This window comes from Brucella gallinifaecis, from assembly GCF_006476605.1.
Lineage (GTDB): Bacteria > Pseudomonadota > Alphaproteobacteria > Rhizobiales > Rhizobiaceae > Brucella > Brucella gallinifaecis.
The window spans coordinates 29,642-43,263 of sequence record NZ_ML636812.1 but is presented as its reverse complement, the minus strand read 5'-3'; the positions used below and the strand labels follow the sequence as shown (position 1 = coordinate 43,263).

Sequence of the window (13,622 nt, the reverse complement as noted above, 5' to 3'; positions counted from 1 at the left end):
AATAAAGTCATGACGCAATCTGACGGTCTGCTTTTCGGCATTGGCATCAGCGCAGCAACCAAGCCTCAAAATAACAACACATCGCTGCGACAATTCTGGACGGAACTGGCAAAGCCGTTTGACAATGCATTTGCCTTTCTGACATTGGAAGATGAATTCGCGGCCCAAAGTAATGACGGTCTGGATGCCATTCTGCTGGCAAACTGGCTGGCACCACATCTCAATAATATTGGTATTATTGCAGGGGCTCCGCTGAATTTTCTGGAACCGTTTCATGTTTCTACCGCGATTGCGACACTTGATTATGTCAGCGAAGGACGAGCCGGTCTTCTCGCACAGCGACTTACAGAGGATCGCAATCACGAAACGCACAAGGCAACGGGCACATTGAACGGTTATCCGTCACTTGATCAACAGGCGCTTATTACTGACACAAAGGACGCAATTGAGGTTATCCGCAGGCTTTGGGATAGCTGGGAGGACGATGCCGTCATCCGTGATAAGCAAACACAGCGTTTCCTTGATGCATCCAAACTTCATTACATCAATTTCGAGAGCGAGAATTTTCGCGTACTCGGGCCTTCGATCACTCCCCGACCGCCGCAGGGACAACCAATCATCGCCGCAACGCTTTCGAATGTTGATGACCTGACTGCTGTGCAAAGCGCAGATGTAGTTTTGGTTTCACAAAATCAACCGCTTATAAAAGCAGCAAGTGCAGCTTCTTTGGTCATTGCAGATCTCACGCTTTCAGACAAACCTGATGTTCGGGAAATAATCGATAACATCACCGAGAACAAAGCATGGGGTGCTTTCGGCATAAGGTTGCTTTTGTCTGACCCGCAATCGCAAAGCGATTTTGTTTTGAAAGAATTGCTGCCGGCGTTGCACGCCCACAACCTCATCCGTGAGACGAAAGGCACTACGCTACGGGCGCGGTTTGGTCTGCCCGAAGCACTCAATCGTTATTCGACTGCCGCCTGAAGGAAGGAACCGGGAAAATGACAAAGCTGAAGCAGGTTATTCTCGGAGCACAATTTCCGGGTGTCAATAATTTCACAGTCTGGAGCGATCCGGCCGCAGGCAGCCAGATCGAGTTTTCTTCGTTCAGGCATTTTGCCAAAACAATCGAACGCGGAAAATTTGATTTTATCTTTCTTGCGGAAGGTTTGCGGGTACGCGAGCAAAAGGGCAAGTTGCACGAGCTTGATGTTGCAGGCCGCCCGAATACACTGGCCATTCTGACCGCCCTTTCTGCTATTACCGAAAATGTCGGACTGATTGGCACGCTGACAACCACGTTCAACGAGCCTTATGCGCTTGCACGACAACTCGCGACTTTTGATCACCTTTCGGCTGGTCGTGCTGGCTGGAATGTAGTGACTTCGCCCGGCGCATTCACGGGCGCGAATTTCAGACGGGGCGATCATCTGCCATTCAAGGAACGCTATGAACGGGCACGAGAATTCCTGGATGCTGCTCAGAAAATCTGGGCGGGCGGTGCCTTTTCATTCAAATCCAGGCACTTTGATATTGCTGGCCTTTCTGATTTAGCACCATTACCGCAAGGTGCGCCTGTAATTGCTCAAGCTGGTGACTCTGAAGAAGGCCGGGAGCTGGCCGCAAGTCATGCCGACGTTATTTATTCGCGGCATGGCACACTTGAAGCCGGTCAGCAGTTCTACCGCGATGTCAAACAACGTCTGGCACATTATGGACGCAGTCCCGATTCACTCAAAATTTTACCGGGGGCAAATTTTGTTGTCGGCGATACACAAGAGGATGCTCAGCACAAGCTGCGTCAAATCCGTCTTCAGCAGGTTAGCCCTAAATCTGCCATTACGTTTCTGGAACAGGTTTGGAACCGTGATCTTTCCAGTTATGACCCGGATGGGCCTCTGCCGGAACTGGAACCGGATGTTTCACATGACCAATTGGCTCTGGGGCGTGCCAACCGTTATGATGACCGCATCGATACCGCGCGAGCATGGCGCAAGCTTGCTGAACAGGATAAACTCAGCATACGCGATCTGATTATCAAGGTTACAGCGCGACAGGAATTTGTTGGTACGCCGGAAACTATTGCGAATGAAATCAACACCTATGTTCAGGCCGATGCCGCTGATGGATTCGTTTTTGCACCACATCTCACGCCAGGCGGCTTTGATGAATTTGTCGAAAAGGTCATTCCTATTTTGCAGGACAAGGGTGTCTATCGTGAAGAATATTCGACAAGTACATTAAAAGGCAATATAGGCCTATCAGCTTGATATTACTGACAACACTATTGGGCGGCGGGTGATTGCGCCGTTCGCGTTTCATTGATTTTAGTTTTCTACAAAATAAGTCGCTGATAAAATCTGCATTAAGTGTGTTTCATGCTGTGAGGATACTGAATGGTAAACGTTTGAAATTGGAATTTTCGCGATTATCATTGGATGTGTACTTAAAATTGTGACATGTGGAGGTGCATATCTACTTTATCATGGCGACGTTATGAGCTTTTGCGCAAGTAACATAGGTCAGTCTTTTTTCTTAAATCAAGTGGGACGGCGATAAGTCAATCCTGAGGGGAGGATGTATGACAAGGTATTGTGCGTTTTCAGGGTTCGCACGAAATCAAAAAGCTTATTTTCCAGACGAGAAGACAGAGCGACAGCGCAAGCGCGATTTTTGTTACATGAGCTGCCAAGAGGCGGTTTTTTGCTCAGCTTTGCCCATCAAAGTGTCGATATTTCAAATCGTGGTAAAGATATAGCTTTGAGTACCTCGCTTCAGTGGCGTTCAAGAACGTACAATAAGCGCATAAACAATAGATCATCAGTGCTATTGATAGGAGATGTGATCACGATGCAAACTCAGTCAGATTATCAGCACTCTTTATCAAAGGGTTATGGCCAATGCTTGAAAGATCGAGGAACCATCGCATCCTTATTGACTGCTGTTGAAGTTGCAAAACAGGCTGCAAATGACAGCCTGCGTCGAGCGCAGTCGGCTCCTCTTCCGCATGTTGCCGATAATACAACCTTTATCGCATTGTTCGAGCGTCACTTATTAGATCGTGAATCGCTGTTTTCCAGTATCCGCCAGCTTGATGATGCAAGAGCCTCTTTCAGGCCTTGAGTAAAATGCCAAATTCGTTTCATATTTGCCGTGTGAATTGTAGAAAGTGAAATTGGGTTCAACAGGAAAAGCACAGTGAGTGATTTTGCATCCAGAATGACCCTGACTGAGGAATTGGTTTCATTAAGCATTCGGACTGAAGTTGATCGGGGGCCAGAGCCTCATCGAATTCCCATAACAGATCAAGATGTTGAAGCCCTGTCGGAAAAGCTGTTTCTTGAGAGTGGAGACACACCACTATGGGTCTTTGCCTACGGTTCGCTTATTTGGAAGCCTGACTTTAATGCTGTTGGCTGGCGCCATGGCGGCGTGAAGGGCTGGCATCGCTCTTTCTGTCTTAGATTGACTCGCTGGCGCGGCACTCAAAGCCAACCCGGACTAATGCTCGCATTAAGGCGTGGCGGTAGCTGCAACGGGATTGTTTTTCGTTTATCGGAAGAAGACCGGCTTGCGCAGATACAGCGTATGATCCGCCGTGAAATCAGTTCAATGAGTGACGCTTACAGCATCCGCTGGGTCGCGGTCGACACACCGGAAGGCCCTGTTCGCGCTTTGACCTTCTGGGCCGGACCGCGTGGCGACCGAGTGCTAAATGGCTTATCGCTGGAGTCTGTGGCGCATGTTTTGGCACGCGCCTGTGGTCATGTTGGATCATGCGCCGAATACCTTTATCACACCGTCAGGCACCTGGAAGAAAAAGGTATTCGCGACCGCAATTTATGGAAGCTGCAAGAGCTTGTTGCTGCCGAAATCAAAGCGCATCACAAGGTTAATGCAGAAACGTATTCTGTACAAATCTGATTTTAGATAGACCTTAGCAGTTTTTTCTGAATTATTTCTACTGCGATGGGGCGATGTCGGGTTGATCTAAGTCTTGGCCTTTTATTGGTGCTGTTACATTGTTTGAAAGCTCATAAGTATTGAAGCCAATCGGTGAATTTCAGGCAAGTTTGATAGACGCTGCTTTCCATCCAGCGATAGCACTTTAACGATGCGCTTGGCTCTGATTAGCGGAAAGATTAATTCTTTTAAAACAAAGGAGTTTTGGGTAGCTGAGAAAATTGATACAAAGTACTGCAATGATCCAATCGACTGAAAATCTTACCGAGTTCACTGTCGTTACGAAATGGTGAGTGTGAATTCTCTATTCGATTGTTCAGTCCTTTATGCGCGCGATAATTGACATTTGCCACAACATGACTTTTGAGAGCGTTTTAATCAATATGTCAGCACCAGTGAACTCCATAAAAAGCTGGTTATCACCAAAACCATGAGCTCGGCAAAAATGAAAGCTCCCTTGTCCAAATCAATGCGCCATTTCCAGAACAGTAATATCGCTTGGGATTATATTCAAAATGTGAGTGCAAATGAGGTTCTTATACTCCAACTAAAGAGCTTGTAACGGTAGTTCCATAGGATTAGACCTCAGGGTAATTTTCAAACCCAGTATCGGGCGGTCGAATTCGAATATTTCAACTGAGGCTGAGCGGATCATGAGTCAGACGCAACTGTTTTCTCCCATCAATATTGGTGCATTAAAGCTGAGCAATCGCATTGTCATTGCGCCGATGTGCCAATACTCCGCAGAAAATGGTGAGACCACTGATTGGCATCTCATGCATCTTGGGAATCTTGCTTTGTCGGGTGCAGGCTTGCTCACGATCGAAGCGACGGCGGTGGCTCCAGAAGGGCGCATCAGTTACGCAGATGTCGGCCTTTATTCGGACAAATGTGAAGCTGCGTTGGGACGCACTCTCTCAGGCATTCGTAAATGGTCGAATGTGCCCATAGCTATCCAGTTGGCGCATGCAGGACGCAAAGCGTCCACGGACCTGCCATGGAACGGCGGAGCCCAGATTGCTCCCGATAAAACCAATGGTTGGCAAACGATTGCACCTTCCGCCTTGCCTTTCAGTCCGAATGATAATGCGCCTGTAGCAGCCGACAAGGATACCTTGAAAGCGCTTCGCGATGCGTTTGCCGAAGCTGCGCGCCGTGCTGGCCGTCTTGGACTGGATGCAGTTCAGGTTCATGCCGCGCATGGTTATCTTCTGCATCAGTTTTTGTCGCCGCTTTCAAATCAGCGCGAGGATGAATATGGAGGATCTCTGGAAAATCGTCTACGCTTTCCACTCGAAGTGTTCGATGCCGTTCGTTCAGTCTTTCCTGCCGAGCGACCTGTAACAGTGCGCGTTTCCGGCACTGACTGGGTCGAGCAGGGATGGGATATTGAGCAGACCATTGCCTTCGCGCAGGAACTCGAAAAGCGCGGCTGTGCTGCCATTCATGTTTCGAGCGGTGGGCTTGATGCGCGGCAGGCAATTCCGGTCGGGCCGAGCTATCAGGTACCGCTATCAAGGGCTGTGAAGGCAGAGACAAATATGCCGGTGGTTGCCGTCGGACTGATTACGGAATTCGAGCAGGCAGAGGCCATTCTGGCAACAGGTGATGCGGATCTCGTAGCTCTTGCGCGTACAGTTCTTTATGATCCGCGCTGGCCATGGCATGCTGCGGCCCATTTCGGGGAAAAAATTGAAGCTGCTCCGCAATATTTGCGCAGTCAGCCGCGCCAATTCCGTGATCTGCTCGTTCAGTCATCCTGAAGTGCAGAAAGGCGCTGGGCCAGATCCTCGCCGATGATCAAACCTTCTGTCTCGGTTTTTGCCCGGTTGGCGTGTCGCCGCTCGCCAGGCAATCGCACAGCGGGATCGGAATGAAGATGTGTGACGAAATCCGCGAAACGTTCCATTGCACTGTTTCCCGATGTGGCTTCGGGAGATAATACTAGCAGAAACTGACCGGCATTGGAGCTTGCCGCACCTGGATAGGCAGAAGAGCGATCTTCAAAACCAAAAGCGGCCCCAGTCATGGCTGCCGCCATCACTTCGACCATCATGGCGATTGACGCTCCCTTGTGTCCACCAAATGGTAGCAAGGGTCCTCCCGCCATAATTTCGGAAGCGTCTGTGGTGGGAAGCCCGCTACGCGTCAGCCCCACGCCTTCCGGCAATTCCTTGTCCTGCTGAGCATGAAGCCTTACATCACCCAGTGACAGCAGACTTGAAGCCTGATCGAAAGTGATAGCGCCGCCTTTCCCGTCGGGAAACGAAAAGGCCATGGCATTTGTGCCAATCAAGGCTTTGCTCGCTCCATAAGGCGCCATACGTGGGCGCGAGTGGACGAAGTTGAAAGCAACGAAGTTCATCTCTGCCAAGGGCTCAATATCACACCATAAAGCACCAATATGATGGGAGTTGCGTGCACAGAGCGCGGCCATGCCTTCACGCCGTGCCATATCAGCGAGTTGCTCACGTGCAAGCTTCGCTGCAACAGGAGTGAAGCCATTATTGCCATCCACACGTAAAATACCGCTGCGGACTTCTGTAATATCGGGCAATGTGGTGGGGTTTGCCCATCCTGCCCGGATTGAAGCGATATGATCGGGAAGGCGAGCCAAACCATGACTGTGCACACCATCACACTCGGCACGAACAAGACAGTCCGCAATAATGTCAGCAACCCGCCCATCGGCGCCGTTTTTGATCAAGATGACCTGAACAAATCGCAGGGCTTCATCTTTTGACATGTGTCTGTTCATAGGATTGTCCGTGGATGTGGTATTTGAGAGGATTGCAGAGTGGCCCTGTGATGGATAACTTGCTTCATATCGTTATTTCCAGCAAATTCTAAGGCATCTCTTATATAACAAATCATAGATTTTTGAATTTGCGTCATATGCCATAAAATTAGAATATTATTCTTTATATATAGCACGATATAGTATCGGGTACCGCGCAGTTCTGGCTTGCCTGTGTCATTAAAATGCTTGTTTTCTAATATGATCATCCATATGGATGCATGCGTGAATGCCAGAGCATTATGAAGCCATCTTTCCTGCTTTCTGCCCGCCAGCAGCCCGTTTCGCATTACTTTGATGCGCGGACTGAAAGTGCACCTGAAACACATAATTTTGAGGCCGATGCAAAAGCAGATGTGATTGTGGTTGGTGCAGGGTTCACCGGTCTTTCTGCGGCTCTGACATTGGCTGAAGCCGGTGTTGATGTGCGTGTGCTGGATGCGCGGCATATCGGTTGGGGTGGCTCAGGTCGCGCATGGGGACAGGTTGCGGCTTCAGCCAAATTCATGCCAGCGCAAATAGAAACAGATTTTCCTTCCGATGTGGCCGAACGCATTAATCAAGCTGCCGCGCATGCGCCCGACCTTGTTTTCGGTCTGGTCGAAAAACATGGGATGACGTGTGACGTTGTGCGCACGGGTAATCTGATTGCAGCCCATATACCCTCGAAAGAGGCGGGTCTGGCAAGAACCGTTGAGGACCTTGTACGACGCGGATATCCGGTCGAATTGCTGGAAGGCGATGATTGCAGGACTGTGACGGGTAGTCCGCGTTATCGTGTAGCGCTTCACGACCGCCGCGGTGGGTCACTCAATCCATTGGGCTATGCCCGCGGTCTGGCACGCGCGGCAATCGGGGCTGGTGCGCTTATTCATGAGAAAACCGCAGTTCTTGGATTGCGGCGCGACAAAAGCGGCTGGGTCGCCAAGACGAATGGCGGTGAGATAAGGGCTGACGCAGTTTTGCTTGCGACCAATGCCTTTACGAGTAACGCGCTTTTCCCCGCGATAGGGCGCGAGGTTTTTCCGGTGCGCGCCTACCAGATTGTCAGTGAACCATTGAATAAAACACAGCTCGCGACCGTATTGCCGGGTCGTCAGTCATTGAACGATACGCGCAAGCTTTACTCCGGTATCCGCATCTGGCCTGACGGGCGTTTGCAGATCGGTATTGATGGACCGCCTTTTGCTATGGATGGGAAGGCTTATGTGCGCTCTGCCATTCGGCGGATTGAAATGACATATCCGCAGCTCAAAGGCCTGAAATGGGGGGAGAGCTGGGGCGGTTGGGTCGATATGACTGTGGATGAATACCCAAAGCTCCACGCGCTCGCACCCGGTCTGTGGTCGGGCTATGGTTTCAGCGGACGTGGTATCGCTATCGGCACGATCATGGGGCGCGATCTGGCTGCCCACGCATTATCGCGGCCTGAGGAAGCGGTGCATCCAATCAGCCCCTTGCAGCCTAAAATCTGGCACGCATTTCACCGGCCTCTGGTCTCTGCGCTCATCAACTGGAACAGAGCTCATGATAGGGTTTCTGATTTATTCTATTCAAAGCTCGGGGAAAACGCGGGCCTCAATAAAGGCCGCTGAATTGCCGATCCATCAGTGTGATGCCAAAATTCTTGATTATCAACAAGGACAGAAAATGTTTCCCATTATCGAGTTCAATCCTTCTGAAAACCGAAGCGCTGCCTTTCTGCCATGGATAGACGAAGAGAACACAGATCTGTCGAAGAATGCGTTTTTCAAGCGTGGCTTTTATTATACACGTAACGATGAGCATGGCATGTTCGCAGGTGAAGCTGTTCTGCGCGCTTTCGATGGCGAGGTTGCAAGCCTGCCGGTTGAATTGTTTTTGATCGTCGTTGAGGGTGAAATCAGCGTCACGGATGCGAAAGGCCGTGTAACAAAGCTTACCAGAAACGAGACAGCAGCATTTCCGCGTGGGCTTCGTGCGCATTGGAAACAGGGTGAGAATACGCGTATTTTCTTTATGCTGCACAGTGGTGAGACTGCAACGGTAGATAATGCGGACGAACTGGCGGTCGTGGTTCCGCGACTTGATGAGAAACTCGATGCCATCGATGGACCCGCAGCTGATCTTATTTTGACGAGCCCAAGACCAATTGTCGGTCGCAAGGTCATATATACAAGCAATGGCGGGCATTTTTCCGTCGGCCTTTGGGAAGCCACCGCCTATACCCGTAAACTTGCTGCATTCGGTGACTACGAGTTGATGTATTTCATCGAAGGAGACGTGGAAATCACCAATGCAATCGGTGAAAGCCGCCTGTTCAAACCCTATGAAGCATTTCTCGTTAACCGCAGCGTTTCCAATGCTTGGAAGACGACCGGTTACATTCGTAAGGTTTATTGCAAGGTTCATGTGAACCCTGTCGTCTGACCATCCCCCAAACCTTTATTTTCCCAAGAAAGAAATGACAATGAACAGACGTAAACTTTTAGCTGCCGCTCCATTTGCAGCCATTGCGGCAGGCACCGCGGCAAGCCTTGTCACTCCAGCCGTCGCACAGAGTGCTTCCGGTGACAGTACATGGGACAAAGTTACCAAGAACAAGGTTTTGCGTATTGGTGCAGCTCTTCTTGAACCTTGGTATTTCAAGGATACCAGCAATTCTGATGCGCCGGGTGCTGTTGTTATTGGCGACACTACATGGCGTGGCATTGGCCCTGCCGTTGCAAAAGAAATCGCTGATGCGCTGGATGTACGTCTTGAAATCGTTGAAACGACCTGGGGCAATGCCGTTGCCGGCTTGCAAGCTGACCAGTTCGATGCATTCTTTATGCTCGACGCGACACCTGCCCGTGCGGTTTCGGTTGATTTCGTGCAGACGCCGATGCTCTGGTATCCGATGGCCCTGATCGCCAAGGATGATATCGATGTCACCAACTGGTCCGATCTCAATGATCCGAAATATTCTGTCGGTGTTGCGCTCGGCACCAATTCGGATGAGTATCTAAGCACGATTGCACCGAAGGCCAATATTGCACGCTTCCAGAACAGTGCAGAAATTTTTGCTGCTTTCCAGTCGGGTCGCACCAATGGTGGTATCATTTCGGCAGTGGCAGCAGATATCGCGCGCGCGCGCATCGGATTTGGCAAAACCATTGTACTAAAGCCCGCTGTATCCATTCCGGGTGGCGTTGCCGTACGCAAGGAACCGGATGCCCGCTGGCGCGACTTTCTGAATGTAGCGGTTTCCTATTATTACAATACTGGCAAGACGCAGAGCATCTACGAGGATTTCCTGCGCTTCCGTAATATCGACCCGGCAACGGCAGTTCCAGTGCAACGCGAACTTTGGAAATAATAGAAAGTTGCGCGGGTTTTCACCCGCGCACACGTTGAAAAAGACGCTTAAAGCCGAGGATATCTCGATGAGTTATCAATGGGATTTCGGTCCTGTTTTTAGAAATTATGATCTCCTCATCGAAGGAGCTTATGGAACGCTTGTGCTGGTAGTGTTGTCAATGATCATCGCGCTGCCACTCGGATTGGCGCTGGCATTGCTGCGGCTTGCTCGTATCCCGTTTTTTTCGCAGGCGGCTGCGGTCTATGTCGAGATTTTTCGCGCAGCACCAGCGATTGTTCTGATCTACTGGTTCTTCTTTGCCCTTCCGATGATCGCTGGCCTCAATTTTTCGCCGATCACAGCAGCCTCACTGGCAGTCGGTTTGCAATCAGCAGCTTTCTTCTGTGAAGTCTTTCGTTCCGGCATTGGCTCTGTTGCCAGGGGCCAATGGGAAGCTGCTCTGGCTCTCGGCATGAAAAGGCGTTCGCTTTTCACATCGATCATACTGCCGCAGGCCATGCGTAACATGTTGCCGATTTTTCTGACCCGTGTCATCGACCTTATCAAGACCACAACGCTGGCTTCAATCATCACCTATGGTGAGATTGTTTACAAAGCCTCGCAGATTTCCTCACGAACCTTCCGTCCCATTGAAACTTTCACAGTTCTTGGTGTCATCTTCTTCGTGGTGATTTTCATTCTCAGCATGATTTCGCGCGGATACGAGCGGCGACTTCAGAAAGCACATATACGATGAATTATCGCTGGGATTTCTCGTTTCTGCTCAATTATAAGCATGTGCTCTTAGAAGGTCTGCTGAATACCGTTTATCTTTCGCTGACCGTTCTCATATGCGGGCTTGCATTGGGTGTCGTGCTGGCGATGGCCCGCATTTCGCGATTTTTCATCCTGCGGGGATTTGCGGCCATTTATATAGAATTATTGCGCAATCTGCCAGCGCTGATCCTCTTATTCTGGTTCTATTACACAATTCCAGTCCTTACAGGCATACAGAACGGCCGCTTCCTTACTGCAGCAGTTGCCTTTTCGCTCTATTCTGGGGCTTATTTCTGTGAAATTCTTCGTGGGGGTGTTCAATCGATAGATCGGGGACAGTGGGAAGCCTCGACGGCGCTTGGCATGTCTGAACGTACTGTTTTCGGCAGCATTATCTTACCACAGGCGATCCGGCGCACATTACCTGCTTTGACCAATGAAGCTATCGAAGTCGTCAAGATCAGTTCGGTCGCCGCCACCATCGCCTATCCAGATGCGCTCTATCAGGCAAAACTTATCAGCGATACGGAATATCGCCCGGTGGAAGCCTATACCGCTATCGCCGTGCTGCTGACGGCCATTATTCTTGTGCTGAGTGGCTTGTCCTATGCGCTTGAATATAAATTTCGCAAGTCGAGTTGAGGTCATCCCATGAGCATGATTGCTGCCAGGAATATTCACAAACGGTTCGGCACGCGCGATGTGTTGAAAGGCATCGACCTTGATATCAACGAAGGCGAAACCGTAGTTCTGCTTGGTGCGAGCGGCTCGGGCAAAAGCACGGTTCTGCGTTGCATGAATTTTCTGGAAATGCTGACTTCGGGTGAAATATACTTGAACCATAAGCGCGTCGGTACACCCGATTCCAAAGGTGGCATGCAATATTCGCAGGAAGAATTGCGCCATCTTCGTCAACGCGTTGGCATGGTGTTCCAGCAGTTTAACCTTTTTCCGCATCTTTCTGTGGAAGAGAATGTCATGATCGCACAGCGAAAGGTATTGGGGCGCAGCAAGGCGGAGGCACGTGAACGTGCCCATCATTATCTTGAAAAAGTGGGCCTGGCAGAAAAAATCAAGGAATATCCATCACGCCTTTCCGGTGGTCAACAGCAGCGTGTGGCCATTGCTCGTTCGCTGGCAATGGAGCCCGACGTCATGCTGTTCGATGAAGCGACATCCGCGCTTGATCCAGAACTTGTTGGTGAGGTTCTCATGACAATGAAGAGTCTTGCTACAGAAGGCATGACCATGTTGATTGTCACGCATGAACTGGGGTTTGCCTATAATGTCGCCAATCGTATCGCTTTCCTGCACGATGGCAAAATTATCGAGGAAGGCACACCGGACGACGTTCTGGTCCATCCGCAAAACGAGAGGACTCAGGCATTTCTGCGTGGTCATACAGCCTTCCGGCTTCCGACAGCCTGACGCGTTTTTCTGGGTAATTCGGTGAATATAGCCGATTTGCTCAATTATTGCTGCAACGGGGCGGGAATATGAGCAGACATATAGCGGTGATAGGAGCTGGAGTAGTCGGTATCGCCTGCGCTTTGGAATTGCTTCGCTGTGGTCACAGAGTTACCGTAATCGAACCAGATATTCCCGGTGGAGAGCAGGCGGCAAGCTATGGCAATGCGGGTTGGTTATCCACCCAGTCCATCTTGCCACCTGCCATTCCAGGCGTTTGGAAAAAGATTCCATCTTATATTGCTGATCCACTTGGCCCATTGGCTATCCGTTGGCCGTATCTGCCAAAAGCATTGCCATGGCTGTTGCGCTATTTGCGTGCGGGCTGGACATGGGAACAGGTTGAGAAAACGGCACAAATTTTACGCCCATTGCTGGCCGAAGCGCCACAATTGCACAAGGCACTGGCGCATGAGGCAGGAGTGGCGCATTTGATCGCCGAAGGCGGCGTGCTCTGCGCCTACACGGAACGTTCTCATTTTGAAAAAGAGATGCTTGCATGGAGTATTCGTGCGCGCGCCGGCATCGAATGGCGTGAGCTCTCTGGACCCGCGCTTTATGATGAGGAACCGGCTTTGCCGGAACGTTATCGTTTTGCTGTCGCTGTTGATGAGGCCGGACGATGCAGGGATCCGGGCATCTATGTCGCGGCTCTGGCCAATCTTGTTAGGGTAAGAGGCGCCATATTTGAAACAGCCAATGCGCGTGATTTTCGATTTGAAGGTGATCGTCTTAAAGCTGTCGTGACAGATTGTGGTGAAGTCATTTGCGATAAGGCCGTCATTGCTGCCGGAATTTGGTCGGGAGAGTTGGCCAAAAGACTTGGCGACCGGCTCCCGCTCCAGAGTGAGCGTGGTTATCACGTTTCGGTTGAGGCCGTTTCTTTGAGCATCGACAGTACCTTTATGGCATCCGATGCCGGGATGGTTGTGCAGCAGATGGAATCTGGTTTGCGTGCTGCCGGACAAGTCGAAATTGCTGGTCTTAATGACGCACCGGACTGGCAACGCGCTGAAATTCTGAAGCGGCATCTTGCGGCACTTTTCCCGTTGCTCGACATGGGAAAGACGCGCTTTTGGATGGGGCATCGTCCATCGATGCCGGATGGACGACCCTGTATCGGCTTTTCACAGCGCTCACGGGATATTGCCTATGCCTTTGGTCATGGACACATCGGATTGATGGCATCAGTCAGAACAGGACGTATTGTGGCATCATTGTTTTCAGGATTGAAGCCGGAAATTGACATAGAAGGTTTTGCACCTGACCGTTTTAGCAACTGAGTCAGGCATATCCGAA

At 50.5% G+C, this 13,622-nt stretch carries 13 protein-coding genes; 12 read left to right on the top strand and 1 reads right to left on the bottom strand.

Features of this window, described 5'->3' with window-relative positions; genetic code table 11:
* Nucleotides 1-9: 9 nt before the first annotated feature.
* From FHY56_RS15195 to FHY56_RS15175, 5 genes are all read left to right on the top strand, one after another.
* On the top strand, nucleotides 10-984 hold the full coding sequence (locus tag FHY56_RS15195; protein ID WP_140906001.1) for an LLM class flavin-dependent oxidoreductase: 975 nt from the start codon (nucleotides 10-12) through the stop codon (nucleotides 982-984).
* A 17-nt stretch (nucleotides 985-1,001) separates the two neighbouring features.
* Entirely contained in the window at nucleotides 1,002-2,270 is a 1,269-nt protein-coding gene (locus FHY56_RS15190) for an LLM class flavin-dependent oxidoreductase (RefSeq protein ID WP_140906000.1), read from the top strand.
* A gap of 307 nt (nucleotides 2,271-2,577) precedes the next feature.
* Complete coding sequence (locus FHY56_RS15185) at nucleotides 2,578-3,123, top strand: hypothetical protein (RefSeq protein ID WP_140905999.1); 546 nt, start codon at nucleotides 2,578-2,580, stop codon at nucleotides 3,121-3,123.
* 96 nt (nucleotides 3,124-3,219) lie between these two features.
* Nucleotides 3,220-3,924, top strand: a complete 705-nt coding sequence (locus FHY56_RS15180; RefSeq protein WP_140906040.1) for a gamma-glutamylcyclotransferase — start codon at nucleotides 3,220-3,222, stop codon at nucleotides 3,922-3,924.
* A 692-nt stretch (nucleotides 3,925-4,616) separates the two neighbouring features.
* Nucleotides 4,617-5,726, top strand: coding sequence for an NADH:flavin oxidoreductase/NADH oxidase (locus FHY56_RS15175; protein WP_140905998.1), 1,110 nt, complete (start codon nucleotides 4,617-4,619; stop codon nucleotides 5,724-5,726).
* On the opposite strand, the gene FHY56_RS15170 is transcribed toward FHY56_RS15175, so the two are convergent.
* Nucleotides 5,714-6,721, bottom strand: a complete 1,008-nt coding sequence (locus FHY56_RS15170; protein ID WP_140905997.1) for an Ldh family oxidoreductase — start codon at nucleotides 6,719-6,721, stop codon at nucleotides 5,714-5,716. The two genes, FHY56_RS15175 and FHY56_RS15170, sit on opposite strands and share 13 nt — an antisense overlap.
* A gap of 260 nt (nucleotides 6,722-6,981) precedes the next feature.
* On the opposite strand from FHY56_RS15170, the gene FHY56_RS15165 reads away from it, so the two are divergent.
* From FHY56_RS15165 to FHY56_RS15135, 7 genes are all read left to right on the top strand, one after another.
* Nucleotides 6,982-8,355 carry an NAD(P)/FAD-dependent oxidoreductase gene (locus FHY56_RS15165; RefSeq protein ID WP_140905996.1) on the top strand — a complete coding sequence of 458 codons (1,374 nt, stop codon included), beginning with the start codon at nucleotides 6,982-6,984 and terminating at the stop codon, nucleotides 8,353-8,355.
* A gap of 55 nt (nucleotides 8,356-8,410) precedes the next feature.
* Nucleotides 8,411-9,169: a cupin domain-containing protein gene (locus FHY56_RS15160; protein ID WP_158447773.1), complete on the top strand. Its 759-nt coding sequence runs from the start codon at nucleotides 8,411-8,413 to the stop codon at nucleotides 9,167-9,169.
* A gap of 40 nt (nucleotides 9,170-9,209) precedes the next feature.
* Nucleotides 9,210-10,097, top strand: a complete 888-nt coding sequence (locus tag FHY56_RS15155; protein ID WP_158447772.1) for a transporter substrate-binding domain-containing protein — start codon at nucleotides 9,210-9,212, stop codon at nucleotides 10,095-10,097.
* A gap of 67 nt (nucleotides 10,098-10,164) precedes the next feature.
* Nucleotides 10,165-10,836, top strand: coding sequence for an amino acid ABC transporter permease (locus FHY56_RS15150; RefSeq protein WP_140905993.1), 672 nt, complete (start codon nucleotides 10,165-10,167; stop codon nucleotides 10,834-10,836).
* Nucleotides 10,833-11,498 (top strand): amino acid ABC transporter permease, encoded by a 666-nt coding sequence (locus FHY56_RS15145; protein ID WP_140905992.1) that lies wholly within the window; start codon nucleotides 10,833-10,835, stop codon nucleotides 11,496-11,498. The genes FHY56_RS15150 and FHY56_RS15145 overlap by 4 nt, the downstream gene beginning before the upstream one ends.
* Nucleotides 11,499-11,513: 15 nt before the next feature.
* Nucleotides 11,514-12,284: an amino acid ABC transporter ATP-binding protein gene (locus FHY56_RS15140; RefSeq protein ID WP_158447775.1), complete on the top strand. Its 771-nt coding sequence runs from the start codon at nucleotides 11,514-11,516 to the stop codon at nucleotides 12,282-12,284.
* Nucleotides 12,285-12,352: 68 nt separating this feature from the next.
* A complete protein-coding gene (locus tag FHY56_RS15135; RefSeq protein ID WP_140905990.1) occupies nucleotides 12,353-13,606 on the top strand; it encodes an NAD(P)/FAD-dependent oxidoreductase in 1,254 nt (417 codons plus the stop codon).
* The last annotated feature ends 16 nt before the right edge of the window (nucleotides 13,607-13,622 follow it).

Excerpts from the sequence above, each read along its gene's own strand:
- FHY56_RS15160 (WP_158447773.1), top strand. The coding sequence starts at position 8,411 with ATGTTTCCCATTATCGAGTTCAATCCTTCTGAAAACCGAAGCGCTGCC.
- FHY56_RS15165 (WP_140905996.1), top strand. The coding sequence starts at position 6,982 with ATGCGTGAATGCCAGAGCATTATGAAGCCATCTTTCCTGCTTTCTGCC.
- FHY56_RS15195 (WP_140906001.1), top strand. The coding sequence starts at position 10 with ATGACGCAATCTGACGGTCTGCTTTTCGGCATTGGCATCAGCGCAGCA.
- FHY56_RS15170 (WP_140905997.1), bottom strand. The coding sequence starts at position 6,721 with ATGAACAGACACATGTCAAAAGATGAAGCCCTGCGATTTGTTCAGGTC.
- FHY56_RS15135 (WP_140905990.1), top strand. The coding sequence starts at position 12,353 with ATGAGCAGACATATAGCGGTGATAGGAGCTGGAGTAGTCGGTATCGCC.
- FHY56_RS15175 (WP_140905998.1), top strand. The coding sequence starts at position 4,617 with ATGAGTCAGACGCAACTGTTTTCTCCCATCAATATTGGTGCATTAAAG.
- FHY56_RS15190 (WP_140906000.1), top strand. The coding sequence starts at position 1,002 with ATGACAAAGCTGAAGCAGGTTATTCTCGGAGCACAATTTCCGGGTGTC.
- FHY56_RS15140 (WP_158447775.1), top strand. The coding sequence starts at position 11,514 with ATGATTGCTGCCAGGAATATTCACAAACGGTTCGGCACGCGCGATGTG.
- FHY56_RS15145 (WP_140905992.1), top strand. The coding sequence starts at position 10,833 with ATGAATTATCGCTGGGATTTCTCGTTTCTGCTCAATTATAAGCATGTG.
- FHY56_RS15185 (WP_140905999.1), top strand. The coding sequence starts at position 2,578 with ATGTATGACAAGGTATTGTGCGTTTTCAGGGTTCGCACGAAATCAAAA.
- FHY56_RS15180 (WP_140906040.1), top strand. The coding sequence starts at position 3,220 with ATGACCCTGACTGAGGAATTGGTTTCATTAAGCATTCGGACTGAAGTT.
- FHY56_RS15150 (WP_140905993.1), top strand. The coding sequence starts at position 10,165 with ATGAGTTATCAATGGGATTTCGGTCCTGTTTTTAGAAATTATGATCTC.
- FHY56_RS15155 (WP_158447772.1), top strand. The coding sequence starts at position 9,210 with ATGAACAGACGTAAACTTTTAGCTGCCGCTCCATTTGCAGCCATTGCG.